General features: G+C 42.9%; 20 protein-coding genes. 2 read left to right on the top strand and 18 right to left on the bottom strand.

Annotated elements, in window-relative coordinates:
* Window positions 1–123: 123 nt before the first annotated feature.
* From LRA01S_RS08365 to LRA01S_RS08315, 11 genes are all read right to left on the bottom strand, one after another.
* Window positions 124–3,600 (bottom strand): MucBP domain-containing protein, encoded by a 3,477-nt coding sequence (locus LRA01S_RS08365; protein WP_061775179.1) that lies wholly within the window; start codon window positions 3,598–3,600, stop codon window positions 124–126.
* Entirely contained in the window at window positions 3,597–3,815 is a 219-nt protein-coding gene (locus LRA01S_RS08360) for a hypothetical protein (RefSeq protein ID WP_144259899.1), read from the bottom strand. The genes LRA01S_RS08365 and LRA01S_RS08360 overlap by 4 nt, the downstream gene beginning before the upstream one ends.
* 463 nt (window positions 3,816–4,278) lie before the next feature.
* Window positions 4,279–5,259: a glycine-rich protein gene (locus tag LRA01S_RS08355; RefSeq protein ID WP_061775177.1), complete on the bottom strand. Its 981-nt coding sequence runs from the start codon at window positions 5,257–5,259 to the stop codon at window positions 4,279–4,281.
* A gap of 13 nt (window positions 5,260–5,272) precedes the next feature.
* Window positions 5,273–5,734 carry a hypothetical protein gene (locus LRA01S_RS08350; RefSeq protein WP_061775176.1) on the bottom strand — a complete coding sequence of 154 codons (462 nt, stop codon included), beginning with the start codon at window positions 5,732–5,734 and terminating at the stop codon, window positions 5,273–5,275.
* A gap of 4 nt (window positions 5,735–5,738) precedes the next feature.
* Entirely contained in the window at window positions 5,739–6,248 is a 510-nt protein-coding gene (locus tag LRA01S_RS08345; RefSeq protein WP_061775175.1) for a signal peptidase I, read from the bottom strand.
* 19 nt (window positions 6,249–6,267) lie between these two features.
* The gene (locus LRA01S_RS08340; RefSeq protein ID WP_061775174.1) at window positions 6,268–6,978 is read right to left on the bottom strand and encodes a hypothetical protein; all 711 of its coding nucleotides are present in this window, start codon (window positions 6,976–6,978) and stop codon (window positions 6,268–6,270) included.
* Entirely contained in the window at window positions 6,965–7,675 is a 711-nt protein-coding gene (locus tag LRA01S_RS08335) for a hypothetical protein (protein WP_096824073.1), read from the bottom strand. The genes LRA01S_RS08340 and LRA01S_RS08335 overlap by 14 nt, the downstream gene beginning before the upstream one ends.
* 19 nt (window positions 7,676–7,694) lie before the next feature.
* Window positions 7,695–8,330 carry a hypothetical protein gene (locus LRA01S_RS08330; RefSeq protein ID WP_061775172.1) on the bottom strand — a complete coding sequence of 212 codons (636 nt, stop codon included), beginning with the start codon at window positions 8,328–8,330 and terminating at the stop codon, window positions 7,695–7,697.
* A gap of 77 nt (window positions 8,331–8,407) precedes the next feature.
* On the bottom strand, window positions 8,408–9,055 hold the full coding sequence (locus tag LRA01S_RS08325) for a hypothetical protein (RefSeq protein ID WP_061775171.1): 648 nt from the start codon (window positions 9,053–9,055) through the stop codon (window positions 8,408–8,410).
* Between the two features lie 39 nt (window positions 9,056–9,094).
* Window positions 9,095–9,748, bottom strand: coding sequence for a M73 family metallopeptidase (locus tag LRA01S_RS08320; RefSeq protein WP_061775170.1), 654 nt, complete (start codon window positions 9,746–9,748; stop codon window positions 9,095–9,097).
* A gap of 30 nt (window positions 9,749–9,778) precedes the next feature.
* Entirely contained in the window at window positions 9,779–10,393 is a 615-nt protein-coding gene (locus LRA01S_RS08315) for a signal peptidase I (protein WP_082785430.1), read from the bottom strand.
* 576 nt (window positions 10,394–10,969) lie between these two features.
* On the opposite strand from LRA01S_RS08315, the gene LRA01S_RS08310 reads away from it, so the two are divergent.
* Window positions 10,970–12,262, top strand: coding sequence for a serine hydrolase (locus LRA01S_RS08310; protein WP_082785429.1), 1,293 nt, complete (start codon window positions 10,970–10,972; stop codon window positions 12,260–12,262).
* Between the two features lie 260 nt (window positions 12,263–12,522).
* On the opposite strand, the gene LRA01S_RS08305 is transcribed toward LRA01S_RS08310, so the two are convergent.
* The 3 genes from LRA01S_RS08305 to LRA01S_RS08295 form a co-directional block, all read right to left on the bottom strand.
* Window positions 12,523–13,479 carry an AEC family transporter gene (locus tag LRA01S_RS08305; RefSeq protein WP_061775168.1) on the bottom strand — a complete coding sequence of 319 codons (957 nt, stop codon included), beginning with the start codon at window positions 13,477–13,479 and terminating at the stop codon, window positions 12,523–12,525.
* 269 nt (window positions 13,480–13,748) lie between these two features.
* Window positions 13,749–15,233 carry an ABC transporter permease gene (locus LRA01S_RS08300; RefSeq protein WP_169797134.1) on the bottom strand — a complete coding sequence of 495 codons (1,485 nt, stop codon included), beginning with the start codon at window positions 15,231–15,233 and terminating at the stop codon, window positions 13,749–13,751.
* Window positions 15,234–15,334: 101 nt separating this feature from the next.
* The gene (locus tag LRA01S_RS08295; RefSeq protein WP_061775166.1) at window positions 15,335–16,231 is read right to left on the bottom strand and encodes an ABC transporter ATP-binding protein; all 897 of its coding nucleotides are present in this window, start codon (window positions 16,229–16,231) and stop codon (window positions 15,335–15,337) included.
* Between the two features lie 142 nt (window positions 16,232–16,373).
* Between LRA01S_RS08295 and LRA01S_RS08290 the strand changes: the two genes are divergently transcribed.
* On the top strand, window positions 16,374–16,916 hold the full coding sequence (locus tag LRA01S_RS08290) for a TetR/AcrR family transcriptional regulator (protein ID WP_169797133.1): 543 nt from the start codon (window positions 16,374–16,376) through the stop codon (window positions 16,914–16,916).
* A 90-nt stretch (window positions 16,917–17,006) separates the two neighbouring features.
* On the opposite strand, the gene LRA01S_RS08285 is transcribed toward LRA01S_RS08290, so the two are convergent.
* The 4 genes from LRA01S_RS08285 to LRA01S_RS08270 all read right to left on the bottom strand — a co-directional run.
* Window positions 17,007–18,449, bottom strand: a complete 1,443-nt coding sequence (locus LRA01S_RS08285) for a 6-phospho-beta-glucosidase (RefSeq protein WP_061775164.1) — start codon at window positions 18,447–18,449, stop codon at window positions 17,007–17,009.
* Between the two features lie 54 nt (window positions 18,450–18,503).
* Window positions 18,504–19,349 (bottom strand): Cof-type HAD-IIB family hydrolase, encoded by an 846-nt coding sequence (locus LRA01S_RS08280; RefSeq protein WP_061775163.1) that lies wholly within the window; start codon window positions 19,347–19,349, stop codon window positions 18,504–18,506.
* Window positions 19,350–19,385: 36 nt separating this feature from the next.
* Window positions 19,386–20,816 carry a glycoside hydrolase family 1 protein gene (locus LRA01S_RS08275; RefSeq protein WP_061775162.1) on the bottom strand — a complete coding sequence of 477 codons (1,431 nt, stop codon included), beginning with the start codon at window positions 20,814–20,816 and terminating at the stop codon, window positions 19,386–19,388.
* A 51-nt stretch (window positions 20,817–20,867) separates the two neighbouring features.
* Window positions 20,868–21,518 (bottom strand): glucosamine-6-phosphate deaminase (locus LRA01S_RS08270; protein WP_061775161.1); only part of this gene is annotated, 651 nt, incomplete at its 5' end.

Genomic DNA, 21,518 nt, shown 5'->3' with positions numbered 1-21,518 from the left:
GCCTTATGTTCAAAGCACAAAGAAGCAGGGTTTTCGTTCAAAAAACCCTTGCTAGTCAAAATTAGCAAGAGGTTTTGAGTGTTTATTATCGACTATTTCACTTTACGGTAAATAGCTCTCAATTTAGTAGGATTTATCCTGATTTTTCCGCTTTACATCCACCATTTTAATCAATAGACAGATGATAAAAATGACTACTCCCAAAACATACCAAAGATATTGTGTTTTTTCACCAGTTTTGGGGAGTTGTTCTGACGAACTAGGTTTTGATGTGTCAGGTATATCTTCTCCACCTGGATGTGGGGTGATATTTTTCTCGTATACATAAGTCACAATCAATGAGCTAGCCACTTTAGCAGGATATTGACCAGATGCATTATCTGGCGTTACTTTTAATGTGTAATTTGGAAAGGTCTTTGCTTGAGTTGTATAACTCGCACCTGGTTTACCTTGATATCTTAGCTCTGGTGTCAGCAGATTTCCTGCTTCATCAACATACCGTAAAATCAACTCTGTTGGTGTCAAAGTATAGATATAGGTCACTTCTTTAGGGCTATTTGACCACATTGGGAAGTCGTTGTCCGCACCACCCGTCACAGATACAAAGTCATAGTTTGCAAATTCTTTTTGCTCTGTCATATAAGGTGAATTGGGTTGACCGCTCAAGACGATATCTGGATGGAGCGTTTCACCAGTGTCAGAAATATAGTGAACAACTACAGTTGTATCTAACAAGTTCCATTTGGCAATATATTGGCGCTGTCCGTTATTTGCATCTGCCTTGTCTATCACATCTGTATCGCTGTAAAGCGTTGTTTCTCCCTCATCAATCACACCATTGCGATTGGCATCTAAAACCCAACCAGCAAATACCGCACCACCTGAAGTAGATGGGGTTGCAATGTTTGCAATCGTTACAATCGAGACCATCGTATCACCATTTGCAAATCCTGAATAGTTATATCCGCTATCCGAAACTGTCCATGCACCATATAAACCAGGTGCAAAAGTGACCTCATATTTCTCCCATTTTGCAACGTATTGACGATCGGCATCAATCACAGCGGTGCCATCATAAGCTGTTGTTTCGTTAGCATCTAATACACCATTAGCATTGCTATCTAGATACCAGCCACCAAAAACATAACTGCTATCACTGGAAGGTGTCGCAATTGCACCAACTGTTAGTTGTTCAGCAAGCGTTTTATCACCTGTGATACCTGAGTAGTGATAGCCAGTATCAGTCGTTTGCCATGACCCTTTTTCACCTGGTGCAAATTTAACTTGATAGGTTGCTTGAATATTCAAGCCAAACATCACGTGCGGACGTTCAATTTCTCCCTGATTATAGGTATCACGCACAACTGCCGTGATCACAGTGTTTCCCGCAGCTAGAACTGAAACTTGCCCTGTTGGATCAACCGTTGCAACAGTTGGATCACTAGATTGCCAAATCAATTCTCCGCCAGATAATGTGGTTGCTTGAATGTCATCCGCCGCTTCGGATGGTCCGTTTTTATCCCCCAAAGTCACATCTTCATGTGTATAGGCTGTTGTTGTAAAAACCGTTGGGGTAAAGGGTGCTTGCGTATCCAACAAAGTGATTTTAGCTTCAGAACTATCTAGAATACCATTGTTATTGACGTCAGCATTATCATCATTAAGTGCTGCTGCCATTATCAAAGACGCTGATGCCGTCTTTATCTCCGCTGGTAGCGTGAGTTTTAAATCTTTAACCAAGGCTGTAAAACGAGACTGAGCAAAGGTTTCTTTCGTTGCATTAACAATCGCCGCAGTCGTTCTCGGCACTTTTTCTGTCGTGCCATCAGATTCTGTATCACGATTTAGTTTTGAGACAGCTTCATTTAAATGCGTTGTTGCCACATCATCAGTTGCCGTTGTCGTAAAGGGTGTCGAAATCCCATGAATCGCTTCATGCAACGTATAATGCGCCCCTTCAGCGATGTCTGCTGTACCATTGTTATAAGTCCCTTCATGGAAATCAAAACCATAAAGGCGAACGTTCGAAGCAATACTAGGATCTAGCATCAAGGTGAAGGCAGAACGAACCGGTACATACTGATCATCGCTCGTTAACATACCGTCTGTCTTAACACCAGATAAAGCAAGACCTGAGCCATCGTCCGTTGTATTATAAAACAGGGTTTCAGCACTTTTAACCGCTCTAATGTGAATATTCGGCGCACTAGACGTCACGCTAAATGTGGGAACTTTTGTAAAGCCACCCCTTGTCGCATCGGGCACATAGCCATCTGTATCCGCAACAAGTTTGATATTGACATCAGTGATGAGATTTCTACCACTCCCGCCTGTTCCTGTCGTCGGAAAACTTGCCGCAAATCTTTGGAGCACACGACTTATCCCCATAAGTTGCTGGTCAACAGTGGCATATTGATTCACAGCGCCTGCTTTTGGTACTCGAACGACCCAGGAATTATCAGCTAAATCAAAAATAACTTTTTTAGTTCTATTATCATTAGCAGCGTCGCCATTAGCCCACCCTTGCTCAAAATCATTTAACGATTGATAAACGTGAATATCCGCAGCTGTCGTCGACCCTGACCAATTTGTAGCAGTCGTGCCGACGCTATAGGCAACATATCTAAACGACTCTGGTACCGTCAGATTTTTATAGGTCGTTAACTGAGAACCAATTCGTTTTCGGGTATAGCCTATCACATTGAAATCTCCCGCAAAACGAACATCACTGATTTGTTCAGTTGCTGTGATTTCCGTTCCTGCCGGTATGCCTGTTGCCGTACCCGGCGCTTCTTGCCAAATTAAGTCTTGATCCCGATTGGTGCTAGCTCCTTTGTCAAATGTGATGTCTTTAATATTGATATTTGAAGCTGGCCCAATATTAATCAATCGGAAACTATCAGAGGTTGCCCCTCTATTATTTTTAATCACTAAATTTTCGAGATTAATTTGTTGTTTTGTACCTTGAATAATATTAATGGCATAATTCGGATTCGGCGTCCCGTCTGAAGGTCTCAAATTCTGTATCGTACAATTTTTGATTAAATTACCCTCAGGATAGTCGGTCAGAACAAACCATGCTGTGCCTCTATTCCCCGTACTTATATTACCCGTCGTGCCCCAAGTGATATCGCTTTCACTATCTTTGCCATTTCTTGTATAAACGGTAGCGTACTGAGTTGCTGCTAGGGCGCCATCTTTTACCATGCCATAACCATCCGCATCAAAGACGATATTTTGCAACATCGTCCCCGACTGAATCACTTGGCGGTAATGGTAACGGTTCGTTACACCGCCACTTGCGCTACCTTTCAGCACAGGTGTCCGCTTGATGACCACGGGATTAGCGCCTTTAAAATCAGTCAAACCGATAATCGCAGGACCTCCAGATGTAAAATTCGCCATAGTGACATCAAGACTTTGAATATAGGTTCCCGCATCAACAAATACCGTTCGGTTAGCACCTGATAATTGATTTGTAAATTCAAACTCTCCATCGCCATTGGTATCGGGTAGCAAGATGACTTTCGCCTGAAAAACAGTGTCCCCGTTGGCTGTTCCTGTGGTTGCAACTGTCCCTGTCGCACCATCAAATGTCACATAAACCGTCTGACCATTCGTATAAGTGGTATCGCCTGTGGCAAAGTAATAGTTCGCCTTACCTTTATAAGAGACCGTACTTTCACGATAGGTTTATTAAATCCAGGTGTCACAGAATTGACAACAGGCCATGTACCACTTTCACTCGTCGTATCCGGAATCGCAACACTTGTATCATGATCAACCGTCGCCTGGATATTTGCTGGAAGCAACACGAGCAGAAAAGCAAGCAAAGATGCCACTATACAAATTAAAACCGAATACCTCATTTTATTTCCCTTCATAATTGCTCCTTTCGCACACAATTCTCACATTCTTTAATCTTATTTAATTTATAATCTTATAAAAACTCCTGTTTCACTTTTTATTATATCATTTTTATAAATATAATAAATGGTAAATTACCATATTTTTTATGTTTTTTTAATCAAATTTAGAAATTCCAAAAATAGAACACATTTATTTGTTCTCTTAAATACTTGAGGTACAATTCTCACGCACTTCAAACTAAAGACAACATTTGACAACCGATTTTAAAAAGCGGTAGACGACTACTGTAAATCGTCTATTGCTTAAACACAAATCCCAAAGAGACGCCACTCTCTGGGGGGTTACACGATACACGATGACTAGTAGACACCAAAAAACACGAGTTGCGTCGTGTTTTCTTATGCTGAGTTATTTGTAGATGTTTAGAATTTCTTTATGGCTTGCTTCGGCATCTGTCCATAGGAAAGCAATGCGAATTTGACCTGAACTAATATTACCGCCACCAGTTGTGGCTGAAATCTGGTCCAAATTATTCGCACCAGTTGCAGGGATTTTAGCAGCATAAGTCGCTTTCAAAGCAGGTGTTAAAGGTTGGTAGTTAGTCGAATTAACGTAGGAAGCTCCACCGTCACCAGATCCAGCAAACGAACTATCATTGCCACCTTTTATACCACCATAGCTTGCTGTGTTATAGCCACCACCAGCACCGCCGCCACCATTATACCGAACTAGAAGAACACTGTGATTTTCCCCGTTTATTGATGTCCCATTTCGACCATTTTGACCACTATTTTTAGTAATGATACCTGTTTGACCTGACAAGTTCGAAGCGCCCGTTCCACCTGCAGCTGGGGAAGCGGAATTCCCACCGGCACCGCCACCGCCGCCACCTGCAACAAGCAAGACAGTGCCATCTAAACGAACAGCTGAAGCGCCACCGCCGCCTGAACCTTCACGGGACGCTGCTGTAGCAGTACCTCCCGTTCCGCCTGCTTGATAGCCCGATTGACCCTTTCCCTTATTATCAGTACCATTCTGAGTATGACCTCCACGACCACCTAGGGTGTAAGAAATCGTTTGACCTGCTGTCAGATGATAAACACCCTCAACAACACAACCTTTACCACCGGCACCACTGATATTCGTCCCGCCATCTCCACCACGGAGTTGGATAGCATAGTAGCCCGTCTTAGGAACCGAATAACCATTCACTGTTACCGCAAGATTACCTTGCTCAGTATTATAATTTTCACTTACACCAGGATCTTTTTCGCTGGTAATATCCATCTCAATCGTTGAATGTCGTACATACTTAGACTGTGTCAAGCCACCGAGAGCGAGGAGTGACAACAATCCTAAGGTTAATACTACTTTTGTTTTTGTTTTCATAAGCCCCTCCTCTCTATTCTGTCATGACTTGTTGCGCTGTAAAGATTAGTTTTTTATCTGGCAAACCATAGGTTGACGAAATCGTAAATCTATAACTTTTCGTTTCGCCTTGTTTGATGACTGATAAGGCATCTAAAAAATTTACTTTGCTGGCTGCACCGCCACCAACAATCGGTTTGACCCAAACTTTACTATTATTGGTAAACGTCACGGTCATTTGTTGATCTGCTGCGGTACTTTTAATTTCAAATTTGAAATTGCCGTCATTATATCCTGTTTTAAATGCTTCATTTTCAGTCATATTCTTAGCGCCAGACGTTTCCAACCTAGCTGTCACATTAAACCCTACAACGCCTGCTGATTCTCTTGCTGAGCCGACTTGGCTGATATATTTGGCATAGGTTGCCCCTGTGCCGACTGCTCCCAATATCGCTAGGTAGACTAGCACTCGGTAAATTTTTTTATGATGTGTCATATTTTCACCTACTTTTTTTACTTTTTTCTCGTGGCAAGGTCAGCCATTTGTCGCCCTCCCAGATGGCGATTAAGCCTGCAACTAGCACCACTAAACCTAGCGGTTCTTGCAACCAACGCAGAAGATATCCGATTTTAGGAAGGGTTAGCACCACTTTCCCGTAAATATCGCGCGTCTTAATCGGTTGGTCTGCTGCATCATTGGCGTCGCCTTTGGTAATGACGGTATCGCCTGCGATTGCTGCTATCCGGTGGGTGACAGGATAGCCGGGCGATTGATACGTGACGATGTCGCCTTTTTGATAAGTGGCCTGTGGCACCTGATGCACGATGACGATATCATTCACTTTAATCGCTGGCGCCATGCTCCCACTGACGACGATGGCTTTGCCAAATCCTAAGAACATGGGAAAGGCTGTCTGACCTGTCTTGCGCTGCACGAGTCCATAAATATTGCCTATCAAGATGAGACCTAGTAGGGTCGCAATGACCACACTGATGATTTTTTTGACCATTGCTCCCCCTTTGCTAGGTTTAATCGACTTGAACTGCCTGATAGGCAAGTTTGACAACTAGGCGTAAATCCACACCATCATCAACCAAATCTGCGATTGCTGTGTCTTGTGCGTCATTTCCAGCAACATTGACTTCGTAAGGCCATTCCCACGCAATGGTGACTGTCCCGTTTTTCGGAACGGTCAAGGTTTTGAGGTCTGTTTCAAGCGTTGACAAGTTGCCATTAATCGTCGCGCCACTCGAAACAGTTGCAGTATAAGTAATTTTGCTTTTTAAGGCTTCCGTCAAGGTTTGATCCCCAAGAGGCGTGACACCGGTGGTTGTGGCATTCCAGACACCAATGGTTGTATAGCGAGAAATACCATCTGTACCCGGCGTGATATCCACAAAATTAATCTTATAGGCAACTTCTGTGTCACCAAGTTCGATACCCGCAAAATCAACGACTGTGCTACCTTTAGCACCCGGTGCGAGTAGGTTATTGCTATCAACACCAATCGGGGTTGGTGCGCCTGAAAAATCTTCGCTTTCTCCATCTACGGTATAACTGGCAGAGAACAAATCTAAGTTCCCTGAGATAGCGTGTGGATCCACGCGCCACTGTGCTAGGCGCGCGGTGTCTGGTAAATTAACTTCTTTTCTATATTTAGCGTTACTGTAACCTATCGAAGCAGCAGATAAGGCAGCAACGCCAATGACTAGAAGGACTAGTCGTCTAGTTTTCTTCATCTGCTTTTCTCCTTTTCCATCCTACTAGGCAAACTGTCAAGATAACCATGAAGCCCAAGACACCTACTAAAACGGGATTTTCTTCACCAAATTTTCCTAATGTCGTTGGCAAGGTTTGACCGATTGGTTTCGTGTTCCCACCAGAAGTTGTTGGTAGGTTCGTTTCTTTTTTCACATCGTCTTTTTCAAAGTAGAAATTAACTGATGTGACTTTGTCCTTATCCATTGCTTCTAAGGCGTGCGCTGTATCTTCTGCATCTGTCAGTGAGGCGTCGTCCCAAGCTAAGTGAAAATGGTAGCTATAGGTTGCACCTGCTGGAATTTTCAAAATTTCACTCTCGACTGTCTCCTCAACCACATTGTTTTTCGTTTTATGGTTAAAGAGGACATTTTGATCACGCGTAACTTTGATGTCTAACGGTATGCCGGATTGATCATCCAAATCAAATACCATGCGGTAGTCGATTTCACGTGAATTTGTATTTTTAATTGTAAACCAGTAGTCTTCCTTGTAGCCAGGGTAGAAAACTGAATTCGAGAAAATTGGAACTGTGTTATCAGCGTTCCAAACGATACCATTATGATCTGATACGGTCACTGTCGCGCCTGTTGCCGCATCTGCGGCATTTACCGTTGCAACATTCCCTAATAAGCACACCGACAACGCTAGGAGACTTATCAATACTATTTTTTTCATTTGCTTGCTCCTATCGCCTTTAATTGACTTGGGTCAAAACCGCTCCCGCAACAAGGCTCAAGGTAAATTCTTTTTCAAAATCTCCAGTGGCTTGTGCGTTTGCCAAGTTTGTTTCCAGTTCATCTTTGCCATTTTCCAAAGCCCATGACACCGTGACTGGCACAGTAATCGTGCCCCCTACAGTATGGGCTGAGATGTCTTTAATTTTGGCAAAACTAAAGCCACCATGACTTAAGTCATAGACCGTACCACTGTAGACAATCCCTGTCGATGTATCGCCAATGACAACTTTTAAGTCTTCTTGGACGTCGTCTGGTAAGTTTGTTTCAACTTTGGTGCGATTATCAAGTCCCAATGTTGCCTTGACTTCAGATGTCACATCAAAAGTCAAGGTGCCAGTCGCTTCAAAGTTAGGCGCAATGAGGTTGTCTATAACCGTTGCAACGTCCACGCCAGCTTCGCCGTCACCATTATCATAAGTGTTGGCGAATAAATCTAACTCGGAAGCACCTAGGTAAAACTTAGCGACGCGCGCCGAGTCTTCCTTTGTGTCGACTTGCAAAACATATTTTGCGTATGTGCCACCAAAGACGCCTGCTGTCAAAAGAGCTGCAATCGCTGCTGTGGTGGCGACACGTTTTCTTGTCATCTTCATATGTCGTGTTCTCCTATTTCATGTCATACGTCTTTTGTTTCACGCTATCTTTGATAAGGTGTCAGCATGTTTGGGGATTAGTCGATTTGTGTTAAGGTTGCGCTACCTGTTAGCTTTAGATAATATTCGCCAACATAAGTCGTGTTAGTTGCTTGCGCAATGGCTGCTGTGGTTTCAGCATCATCGACGTAGTTATCTAGAGCCCATTCAAACGCTACCGGAACTTTATAGAAAGTAGCGGGGGTAGTAGCAGTTGTCCCTGCTGGAATAACTGCTGCCACTTCATACTCTGGTACTGTCGGACTTGCTTTAAGTTGCGTCAGCGTGTACTGTGTGCCACCGACAGAAATCTTAATATAATCCCAAAGATTATTTGGTAAGTTGGTATCAATTCCAAGACCTGAGAAGGTCAAAGTCGATTTGACTTCTGTCACAACAGAGAACTTCAATTCTTGAGATGTTGCCACATTTGGTGCAATCAAGTTCTGAGTATCGCTACCGTCATTTCTGACATCGTGTCCACCAGATACGGAATAGTTGTCATACTCTGTACTAAATAAGTTAAGCTCGTTTTCTGATTTCAGATAGAATTTCGCAAGACGGGCATTGTCAGTTGTTGGGAGTGTCTCTGTTCTGTATTTCGCATAAGTCCCACCGAAGATGCCGATGGTTGCCAATGCTGCAGCTGCTGTTGCGATTGCAACGCGTTTTTTTGTGAGTTTCATAGCGGTTCTCCTTCTTTTGATGTTGCGACTAAATGACGATTAGTCGATTTGTGTGTTAATGCCTGTGAATGTGAGCAGGACAGTTGGCATTGTCGCACCACTTGCTGCGGCAGTGTCTGCAGTATCATAGGCTTCATCCTCAGTAAAGGCATATGTCCATTTAACCGGGACCGAGATGGTATCACCAACGCCAGCGTCGATGACGGTAGCACCGCCAATACGAACTTCCGTCCCCGGTGTCACAATCGCTGTCTTAATCTCTGCAAGTGTTTTGTCACTAGCTACAGCGCCATTAATTGACACGGTTAATTTGATATGATGAAGCAGGACGCCTGAAGCACCTTGCCCATCAGGATCTGTCACCTCAACACCCGTCAAATTCACGACTGTTTCTGTTTTCACTTCTGAATCTGACGCAAAATTAATATATGATGTGGCTGTTGTGCCGGGTGCGACTACTTTATCTGCGCTATTCTTGGCTGCAACCGTGTTTTCTCCGACGACATTGCCTGCATAGCTCGTTGCGAACAAATCAAACGTGCCTGTTTGATTAAACTGATATTTCGCCAAACGGGCTGTGTTCGGTAGTACCTCTACTTCAGAGGTGTACTTGGCAAATGTCCCTGCGCCACCAACGGCTACACCTAGTGTGATAAGCGCCAATGCGCCAACAATTTTTCTATTTAATTTCATATTTATCCCCTCTCTGACTTCATCTAGTCTCTATGTTTTATTTGGAGTGGTCGTTTCAGTCAGATGTGACTGAATTTGGTGTTTAGCCGCCTTAGGTTTAAATGCCTGTATGATGTAATCGCTACCAAATAAAAGGATAAGTGGTAGAACAATCAACAAGAACATACCTTTTGGCGATTGTAAGAACATCAGCTTTGAGCCGAAGCCTTTGAGATGCAATTGATAAACGCCAATGATTTGCGATAGATTAATCACGCCTTTGTCAATGGTATTGTTAGCATCGCCTTTTGTTTCATAAACGTGATCTTTATCATGTGTCACCACACGATTAATCCGGTGGGTCACCAAGGCTTTTGATTCTGAATGGGGGTCAACGAAAGTGATGATGGTGCCTTTTTTGAGATTCAGTGTGTTTTCCGTTTTATGTATCACGACCAAATCTCCTACGTTAAAGTCATCTGCTTTATTCCCTTCCATTGAACCCGTGTTAACAATCAAGGGGCTGTACCCTAGAATACTAGGCGATTTTGAATGTTGAACAGTTGATTGATACATCATCCAAAGATTTCCTACTAATATGACCACAAAAGTAACTGTTAACATTCCTAACAGGAAATTAACAACATTTTTAGCAACTCTCTTCATCGCTTACCACTCCCTTTCTGATACGAATACGCTTCCTTGTGTAACAAACGAAATAATCAAAATAATCAGTTTATTTATAATAAAATTATTGGTTGATTACTTTTACAAGAACATTCTATCATAAATATCTTTCAATTCCTAATGATATGGGAGAGATTTTTTTTACTTTTCTAGTCAATCTCTGATTGTCTCTTTGGATTTCATCTTATTGCTGTTATCTTTCGAAACGCTGATATTAAAAGGTCTATACCTATTCTAAAAGGATATATTTACCTTTACAACAAATCATTTCCTATTCTCTAAGGTAATCTCATCCCTGCCATCTCTACAAACTCATAAGATTATAATCTATTTATAGTCTTATCAAAATTTTCGCTTTTCTAATCCTTGCAGATGATACAAAATTATCTCATCATTTTTTTGATACCTCTTAAATTGTTATCTCAACATGATGGATTTCTGGCCATTTAATTTTTTTATGTCCTGGTGATATTGCCAAAAACCGCCTAATTTTAACTACTTTGACAGCATATCTGAAATTTTGATATAATTTGATTTATGAAGATAAAGAAAAACATGAAACAGTTATTATTATGGTTCACCCTTGGTTTAGCGTTTCTCTTGCCTATGGTGCAAACCAGTCAGGTGCGGGCGGAGGAAGTTTATGACACCCCTGCAAAGGCTGCCATCGCTATTGATCCTGAGAGCGGTAAAATCCTCTATGCCAAGAATGCTGACCAACCTATGGGCATCGCCTCTACGACGAAACTAATCACAGCCTACATGACCCTAGATGCGATCAAGAAGGGGAAGTTGAGCTGGGAGGATAAGGTCGAGATGAGTGAGTACGCCTACGCTCTAACGCAGGACCCACAGGCTTCTAATATCGCGGTCAAGGATCCTAGTGAAGCCTTTACGATTCGGGATTTGTTTAACGCGGCGATGATTCAGTCGGCCAATTCGGCGGCGATTACATTAGCAGAGAAAATCGGTGGTTCTGAACCTAAGTTTGTTGATATGATGAAGACGCAACTGGCTTACTGGGGGATCAATGATGCTAAGCTAGTCAATGCTTCTGGGCTCAATAACAGCGTGCTTGGGCAGCATATCTATCCCGGCTCATCTGAAACAGATGAAAATATGCTGTCAGCCAAGGATTTGGCGATTATTTCGCAACATTTGATTCGGGAGTTTCCGGAAGTTTTAGAGGTGACCAAGCAAGCTACTGCTGTTTTCGATAAGGGTGGTGCGTCTGAGCAGGTCATAGCGACTTATAATTATATGCTCCCAGGATTGCCTGCCCTGCGTAATGGTGTGGACGGTTTGAAAACGGGGACGACAGAATTTGCTGGTGCCTGTTTTGTCGGCACGACAGTTCAGAATAACTTTCGAATCATCACGGTCGTCCTCAATGCGGATAATGCCGAGACAGACCAGTATGCGCGCTTTACGGCGACTGGTGGTCTGATGAACGAGATTTACGGCAACTGGCAGGCCAAGTCGATTGCGACCAAAGGCATAAAGATGGAAAATCCCGATGCACCAACCAAGCTGACCGTGGTCGATGGCAAGCAAAACAGCGTCAATGTCTTACCTGACAACGACTTCGCAACCGTCGTACCCATGGGAAATACCGATACGACAACGACCCTCACTTTTGATAAAAAGCAAGATGCGCCTGTCACTGCTGCCATCCAAAAAAATCAGAAACTGGTCAAAGTTAGATTTCAGATCAAAGATAATCTAGGTTACTTACCAGGTTCTGACGGCAACACTTTTTACCTGACCGCGACTAAATCTGTCCCACGCAGCAATGCCGTTAAGATTATGTGGAACCACTTCGTTCGATTTGTAAATAGTAAACTATAAAACAAATATGGGTTGGGACAAAAGGCCTCAAAAAAATAGACTATGAGCCATCTTCAATATTAATTGAAATTGGCTCATAGTCTATTTTTTTTATAGATGTTTTGATACATTGTAGAACACATCATCAAGTTGTAAGAAACAATACGAAATCAGTTAAAAAATCGCTGATTTTCTACCAAATCAGTAGTCTTGATCTCATTACCTAGCTTGCTTTTTCTTTCAGTGACTGAAGACTTTTGTCCCAATCTCATTTTTGAAGACTAGATTAATTGCATGATAGCGAGTAAAACCGGTACAACTGCCAAATAAGACAGGACGGTATAACCAAGCGTTGCCGTCGCAAACTCAATATCCGCATGGTACATCCGGGCCAAAATCGGCACCGAATTCTGAATCGGCATAGACGACTGGATGAAGAAAACCTTGACCATGATATCCGGAATCGCAATCACGCGCGTTATCAAGATAATGATCAAGGGCGAGATAATAAACCGCCCCATTAAAACACCAACAATGGCCTTGTTTAACTTGAGCGTCCGTAGACCAAGGAAATAAACAGTGATGCCGATGATAAACATGGATAAAGGTGTCGTTAGACTGCCGATATAAGTCGAAAAATTGGCTAAGGCTAGCGGGACTTTCACCCCAGTTAGAAGCCAGCAAATCCCAATGATAAAGCCTAACATGGCAGGATTTAACACTTTTTTCAGACCGTCCATTAGACCAAAACTTTGCGGTACGGTGTCCAGTCCTGCAAAGGTCTGGGAATCTTTGGAAATTTGATAAACACCCCAAGTCCAGAAAAAGGTGGTATTGGCGATATAGTAGATCAGGACATAAGGCACTGCGCGACTACCAAAAATCGCCATGTTAATCGGCAGTCCGATAAATATGGTATTACTGCAGGTAAACATGGTCGAAAAAGTTCCTCGGCGCTGTTTAGCTACGCCCAAAAGTTGCGCTAGCACTTTCGACGCAAAATAGGCTAGTACCATGGACAAGATGGGCACGATGATGCCCCCGATAAGCTCGAGAAATTCGGTGCGGGAGAATTTTTGAGTGATGGTGATGAACATTTCGAAAGGGAGGGCGAGACCCAGTACCATTTTCGAGAAGACATCGGCTGTATGGCGATCGAACCACTTTTTGTAGGTTAGAAAATACCCCACAAACATCATGGCGAAGATCGCGAATATGTTGAAATAGGCTTGTATCATGTTTTAATTGTAACATATTGGGGTGGGACGGCGTATTGTTTCAGGTAATACAAAAATTATCTTAATAAAAATAGCATGGCAACAGTAAAAATGATAAAAATCAATACTACATTTTAAAGTTAGACCGGTAGAATACAGTGAAATACATATAAAGTCGACTTCGTGTTATTCTAAGTTTCTGTTTTGACTTACGGTTATCAAGTACAAAAACTGCTATCATCCAATCCAGTTGATAGCAGTTTTTTTATCTCATATCTCACGGTCAGACTTTATAGATTTCGTTTCTGATAAATCAAGCTGCTGATCCCCAATAAAGTCAGAGCTATCATCCCCATGACAACCACATAGCGCCAGTCCATCTGGTCTACTGGCAACCTTGGCACCCAGTAAAAAGGAGTGAGTTGGTGGAAGATTTTACCAAGTTTCATGAGGGTGCCGAGGTAGTCGATGATGAAGCTTGCGATGAGATAGAGCCAAGCGAGGTCGAGAAGTTTGCGGTGGATGGCGATGAAAAGTGTGGTGAGACTAGCGAAAACAAAAAGGGTTGGCAGATAAGCTGTGGTCGCGGTCAATACGGTAGTGAACGGTATCGGTTGTGTCATGACAGAAGCGGCGGCCATGTAAAGCCCGAGTCCGCCAAGTTCTGCGACGACAGTACCGACTAGGACAGCCATGCACCAAGTGCTCCAAAGGAGTTTGGTTCGTGATGTTTTCAGCAGTAGCAAGTCCAGCCGACCGAGACGTTCATCCTTGGCAAGTCGGCCAATCAAACTAATGACCGGTACAGCGGCTAAGACGACCAGCACCATCAAGATCGTCCCCATGAATTGCTCCGCCAGATTAAACTTGGGATTTTCGACAAACATGGCCTTAATCGTCGCATTGTTCTTGACGAATTTATCAATATCGCCAAAAATCGAGCCGTAGGTCGCACCCATGATCAAGAGACCAAGCCCCCAAATGATCAGCTGGCCTTGCGCATTTTTGGCAACGAAGCCTAGGGTGCTGCTGTAAAGTCGACTGGCACGGTGATGTCTTTCTTTGCCGCTGAAAATGCTACCCGAGATGTCACGACGGTTCTGCAAATATAGAGCGACGAGGCTTAGACACCCTACTAAAAGCAGCGTTGCTAGCAGATAGAGGCCATGGTTCCCGATGGCGGGGCTACTGAGATAAACCCAGGCGAGGGGGTTGAGGCGGGAGAGTGTGAGAGTTGACAAATCAGTGAAGGCGCGGGCGATGTAGAGAGCACCGAGGAGGCTGAAGGTTACGTTTCTGGCGGTGCTGGCTGTGGCGAAAAGTTGTGCGATGAGAAGGGCCAGCGCTGAGAAAAGGAGGCCACTCAGCGCTAGGGAAAAACCATACAGGGCGTTAGTTGTTAGGCTAAAACCGTTGCTTGCTTGGGTTACGAGACTTAGACCCGCCGTGATCAAGGCGCCACTGGTCAAATAAAAGCCAGTCATTTCTAGCAAAACGGCGACTGGTTGTGTCAATTTACCAACTGGAAAGCTGAGGACAAGTTCGCTCAGACCTTCTTCTTCCTCTGCTCGGGTTCGGGACAGAACATGTAGGATGCCAACGATAATGAAAATAAGGGCTGTAAATAAAGTCATTTCCTGAAAATAGAAACTAGCCATGGTCACAGTTTGCGCCGTCGCCTCAGTCGGGCCAACAAGGGCAATCATGGCTGGATTTTTCAGGGTTTCAAACATGGCCAAGAGTTCGGCTTTTGTGCTGTAGATGTTCGACATCATGGGCGCATAAAAAACGGCGAAATAGACCAGCCCAATCAAGCTAAGACTGAGCTTCTTACAGTCTTTTTTGATCAAGTTTCTGAAAATGAGCGTAAAATTTGTCATAGGGCGTCACCGCCTTCAGCGTATTTATCCATGAACAATTCGTCAAGCGTCAGTTTTTGTGTAGCGATTTTGATGATTTCTTGCGCAGCCAGATAGCTCATGACCGCTGGAACCCCCGCATCATCAAGCAAGAACGTCGCCGTATTGCCAGAGATTTGAAGTTGACTCACGCTCGAAAAATCACGTAGGCCTGAAAGCTCAGTCTTTGTTGTCACTATCATCTTAGACTGGGTGATCGACTTCAACTCCTGCAAACTGCCCCGCTCGATAATCTCACCGTCTTTGATGATGACAATGGTATCAGCCAGTTTTTCAACTTCTGATAAGATATGCGAGGAAAGTAGAATCGCCTTGCCGGCTTGTTTCAAGCGTTTGACCTCAGTCTGAAAAACATTTTCCATGAGCGGATCAAGCCCACTTGTGGGTTCATCAAATATATAGAGATCGGCTTCGGTCGCAAGCGCCGAAATCAGGGCGATCTTTTGTTTATTAACTTTAGAATAGGCTTTGGCTTTTTTGTTAACATCAAAATGAAAGGCTTGGATGAGCTCAGCCTGTTTGTCGAGGTTGACGTTTTTACGGAGTTTAGCAAAGAGCGCCAAAATATCGCCGCCTCGCATATTATCCCAAACATTGGTTTCACCTGGCACATAGGCGATTTTTTCATGAATGGCATCTGCTGCGGTGAACACGTCCTGACCAAAAATCATGACGTTGCCACTATCTTTTTTCAATAAACCGAGTAGTGTTCGAATGGTCGTTGACTTGCCCGCACCATTAGGTCCTAAAAAGCCAACAACTTCACCAGCATTGACGGTGAAAGTAACATCTTTCAAGGCCTGGAACTTACCAAAAGACTTCTTTAGATTTTCAATTTTAATAATTTCTGACATTTTGAACTCTCCTATGCTATATAGTTCATATTTTACGCTTTTACTGCTAATTGTCAACTGATTTTGTACTCACATTGACAAATGAGTTCAAAAGTTCTATCATAAAACTATGAATGGCTATACCAAAAACAAATTAGATAAAATGGCAAAAATCGAGCACGTGACTTTTGACTTACTTAGTACTTTGCCGATTAAAAAGATTGCTGTGACCGATATTTCAAAAACTGCTGGCGTTTCCAAAGTCACGATTTTTAATTATTATGAGACTAAGCAAGCATTAATAAAAAAAGTCATCTTTGACCATTTTCAAACGATTTATGACCAGTATGAGGCGATTATCCAGTCAGATTTATCTTTCGAGGCAGCTTATCGCCGCTTGACCCAATTTGAGTTAGCTGAGATGCAAAAAAATTCAGGTACGCTCAATCAAAATATCATGACTCTCTACGCCTCTGATGCTAGTTTTTATGACCAAGCTGCCCAAGATAAATCTGATCAACTTATTCTAGCTTTGGTCAAAAAAGGTCGTGAGGATAACTTTATCAACCCACACTATAATGACGAAACAATTTTAAGCATCTTCCGCATCTACAACGAGGGGTTGAAAATCTTTAGTGACACGCCAGACAAACTCTTTGCCATGACCGATGATTTGACCACGATTTTCTTGAATGGTTTAAGATAGATAATCCCATAAAGCTTTAGCCTTCACGCTGAAGCTTTTTGATTGCCATCAAAAAAAGCCAACCAAAGTCGACTTTTCTTCCATAGTAATTTATTCTTTTTCCCAACTCGTATCAGCGCCATTGCTTGCGATGACTTGTTTATACCAGTTGAACGACTTTTTAGGGGTACGTTTGAGTGTACCATTGCCTTCATTGTCACGGTCAACATAAATGAAGCCATAGCGTTTTTTCATCTCACCCGTTCCGGCAGACACCAAATCAATACAACCCCAAGATGTATAGCCAAGCACGTCCACACCGTCGAGTTCAATCGCATCACGCATCGCATCCACATGTTTTGCCATATAATCAATGCGATAATCATCTACCACATATCCGTTTTCATCTGGTACATCGACTGCGCCTAGACCATTTTCAACCACGAAAAGCGGTTTTTGGTAACGGTCGTAGAGACTATTCAAGGTCAAGCGGAACCCAAGCGGGTCAATCTGCCAGCCCCATTCGCTTGATTCGAGGTAAGGGTTTTTGACAGAGTCAAAGATATTAGCGCCAGTATTCTCCACCTCATCGTTATCATCACCAATTGACACGCGGGTTGAATAGTAACTAAAGGATACGAAATCGACCGTGTTTTCTTTCAGGAAGTCAAGATCCCCATCCTCAATCGGCAATTGAATACCTTTTCCTGCCAGACGGTTTAAGAAATAAGCTGGATATTCACCACGCGCCTGCACATCAATCAAGTAATACTCGTCACGCGCATCTTCATAGGCTGCCCAAACATCACCAGGACGACAAGAGTATGGATAGTAAGAGGCGCCTGCCATCATACAACCGACCTTGTTTTCTGGATCAATCTCGTGGGCAATTTTAGTCGCTTTGGCACTGGCTAACAATTCATGGTGCGCAGCTGTATATTGTGCAAGCTCTTTATTTTCACCATCTTCGAAAGTCAAACCTGCGCCCATAAATGGTGCGTGGAGAATCATGTTGATTTCGTTAAAGGTCAACCAATATTTAACCAAACCTTTATAACGCGTGAAGAGGACGCGGACGAGATTTTCATAGAAATCCACGAGTTTGCGATTTTTCCAACCACCATATTCAGTAATCAAATGAATCGGACAGTCAAAATGAGTGATTGTCACCAAGGGTTCAATCCCATATTTGTGACATTCTTTGAATAGATCTTCATAGAATTTGAGACCTGCTTCATTTGGCTCAGTTTCATCGCCTTTTGGAAAAATACGTGACCAAGCGATAGATAACCGGTATGTTTTAAAGCCCATGTCGCCGAATAGTTTGATATCTTCTTTGAAATGATGGTACATATCAATCGCTTCTTTTGCTGGATAGAAATGTTCATCGTCAAATGCGAGATGTTTCATCTCTCCTGTAATGATCGGAAAACGGTCCTTACCGAGTGGTACGACATCAACATTAGCTAGTCCGCGACCATCTACATCATAGCCACCTTCACATTGGTTGGCAGCAGTTGCGCCGCCCCATAAAAATCCTTTTGGAAATCCCATTTTTATTTCTCCTTATTTTTTTATTTAATCAAGCTTATAGCGAGAAATGCCTTTTTATTTGAAATAATTATTGTTCTTGAAACTTTCTGCAATACCGTCGTGGTCGACGTCTGTTGTGATTTCGTTTGCTGCTGCTTTGAGTTCGTCTGTTCCGTTGCCCATGGCGATGTTGTAGCCACAAGCACGAAACATGGCGAGGTCATTGTTAGCGTCACCAATAGAGATAGCGTCTGCTTTTGTCATCTTGAGTTTATTGAGGACAAGTTCGATTGCGGTTTGTTTGTCATTGCCTTTGACAGCAATTTCACCACTTTCCTTGCCGAAAAACGGTACGGTCATATGGAACATTTCAAACTGCTGACCAAATTTATCGGCGATCGTTTGATAACCGACTTCACGATTGATAAAAGAAATTTTATTGACATCCGCATAGTCAATTTCACGCCCAGCATAGCTGTCAATCAAGTCATAAAACCATTGATTGGCGGTTGTGAGCTCGACGATTTTGGCTTCATCCCCTTGGCAGTACTCACCAATCGTTGCCTGAATGGTGTCTTTATAGTGCTTGCTACCAAACAAACCACTATTGGACTCCAAGTAATAGCCAATCTTGTGTGCATCGAAAAATTCGATGATTTCCCGAACTGCTTTTTCTGGCATGGTATGATGATGAAGGATTTCATCACCGTAAGCAATATAGCCGCCACCAGCACCGATGATCCCATCAAAGCCAATCGCCATAATATCCGGCAATATCTCTGGTTTAGAACGTCCTGTACAGATAAAGGCTAGATTGCCTAAAGCTTGGAAACGATGCACCGTCTCAACTGTTGCCGGTGTTGGCACACTAGAATCCCCGACCAATGTGCCATCCACATCAAAAAAAGCTATTTTCGTCATGTTTTATTTCCCCTTTTTAGAAGTGAAAATTCTTGCTTAAAGTTTTTCACCATTGCTTGCAATGACTGCTTTGTACCAGTCAAAAGATTTTTTCCGACGCCTTGAAAAATCACCTGACCCATCGTCATATTTTTCAACATAGATAAAGCCATAGCGTTTGGCCATTTCGTCAGTTGAGGCTGAGACTAGATCGATACAGCCCCAAGGTGTGTAACCAATTAAGTCAACACCATCAAGTACTGCCTCGTGCATAGCGTTGATATGCTGTTTGAGATAGTCAATACGATAATCGTCATCAATCGTGCCATCAGCCTTAATCTTATCATACGCTCCTAAACCATTTTCCACAACCATTAACGGTATTTGATAACGGTCATAGATTTCATTTAGGGCAATCCGTAAGCCTAGTGGGTCAATCTGCCACCCCCAGTCACTTGATGTCAAATAAGGATTTTTAGCGCCACCCATGAGATTACCACCACTCTTAGCCGCTTCATCTGTCGTTTGACAGACGGTCATGTAATAGCTGAAAGTATAAAAGTCAACTTTACCAGCTGCTAAAATGACATCATCCTCTGGCTCTTTTTCAATTTGAATGTCATTTTCTGTAAAATATCGCTTGGCAAAACTTGGATAAGCGCCACGAACTTGCACATCACCACAAAGGTAATTAGAGATCTGCATCACTTTTTGATTCTCTAAAACATCTGCTGGATTAGGCGTTAAAGGATAGCTCATCATATAAGCAATCATGCAGCCGATTTGGTTATCTTGATCAATCTCATGCCCTAGCTGAACGGCTTTAGCACTGGCAATAAACTGATGGTGCAGGGCTTGAAAACGTAGTTGCGGTTGATCAATTTGATGCATGAATTCAGTTGTCCCATCATTTAGAATACCTAAACTCAAAAGATTGCCCAAAGGCATGGCGCCACAATTGATCTCATTGAAGGTCAGCCAGCGTTTAACTTTCCCCTTGAAACGCGTGAAAATCGCCTGACAATAAGTCACGTACAAATCAATCACGCGACGATCTGTCCAACCGTTGTACTTTTCGGTCAAAGCATAAGGCATTTCATAATGTGAAATGGTGACCAGTGGTTCAATGTCATATTTTAAGCATTCATCTATCAAATTTTCATAAAATTGTAGGCCTGCTTCATTTGGCTCAGTTTCTTCACCCGTTGGGAAAATTCTCGTCCAAGCAATTGAAAAACGGTAGACTTTAAAGCCCATTTCTGCAAAAAGCGCGATGTCTTCTTGATAACGATGATAGTGATCAATCGCCTCATGTGACGGATAAAACGTATCCGCCTCTAAAACTGGCGTAATGCGTTTACTTTGTGTATGCGAACCCCCTGTGCAAACATCTGCATCTGAAAGTCCCTTACCACCGGCTAAGTAGCCGCCCTCTAGCTGATTTGCAGCTGTCGCACCACCCCATAAAAAACCTTTTGGAAATGCCATATCCTTAACTTCTCCCTTTCTTACGTCAAACTATTTTTTAAACACCAAGCTTTAACTCATTATCTCACGCGCCGCAGCCTCATTTAACAAAACGAGTAGATTCGGATGGAGCTGTAAGATACTTGCAGGTACTGCTTGCCTTACTTCCCCAAATAAAGCTTGCTTAATTATTTTAGCCTTTGCTTCACCTATCGCCATTAGGATCACTTGTTGTGCAGCCATCACGCTCTTGGGTCCCATCGTCACATAGTAATCACACGCCAAATCCTCAGATACACCCGCTTTTACCATCTCATTTTTCAAAATATCCGCCATATCAGGTCGACTCGTCACATCAACGGCTACTGTTTCATCTTGAAAATGAGTCGTCTGAGGTAGATTACCACAGAAATGACCATCTGCTCCAATCCCTATAAAGATCGCTTCTAAACCACCATCTGCTAGCAATCTTGCATCATGTGTTTGATAATTGCTAGCCGTGAGGGGATGAATCTGCTGAGCAGGGATACCAGCTGGTGTAAAATACAAGTTTTTTAAACATGTCATCGTCACACCATCATGAGCTTCTTGATTTAAAAATGGCACTTCATCAAAATTATAGTAATGCACATGTTTCAAATAAGACTTTTGTTTCACTTTTTCAACCAGAAGCTCATAGGTTTTTTGAGGTGTTGCACCAGCTGTGATCGCTAAATTCACACG

The organism is Pseudolactococcus raffinolactis NBRC 100932 (assembly GCF_001591765.1).
GTDB lineage: Bacteria > Bacillota > Bacilli > Lactobacillales > Streptococcaceae > Pseudolactococcus > Pseudolactococcus raffinolactis.
The sequence above is the reverse complement of the archived record's forward strand: the minus strand, read 5'-3'. Positions and strand labels throughout refer to the sequence as shown.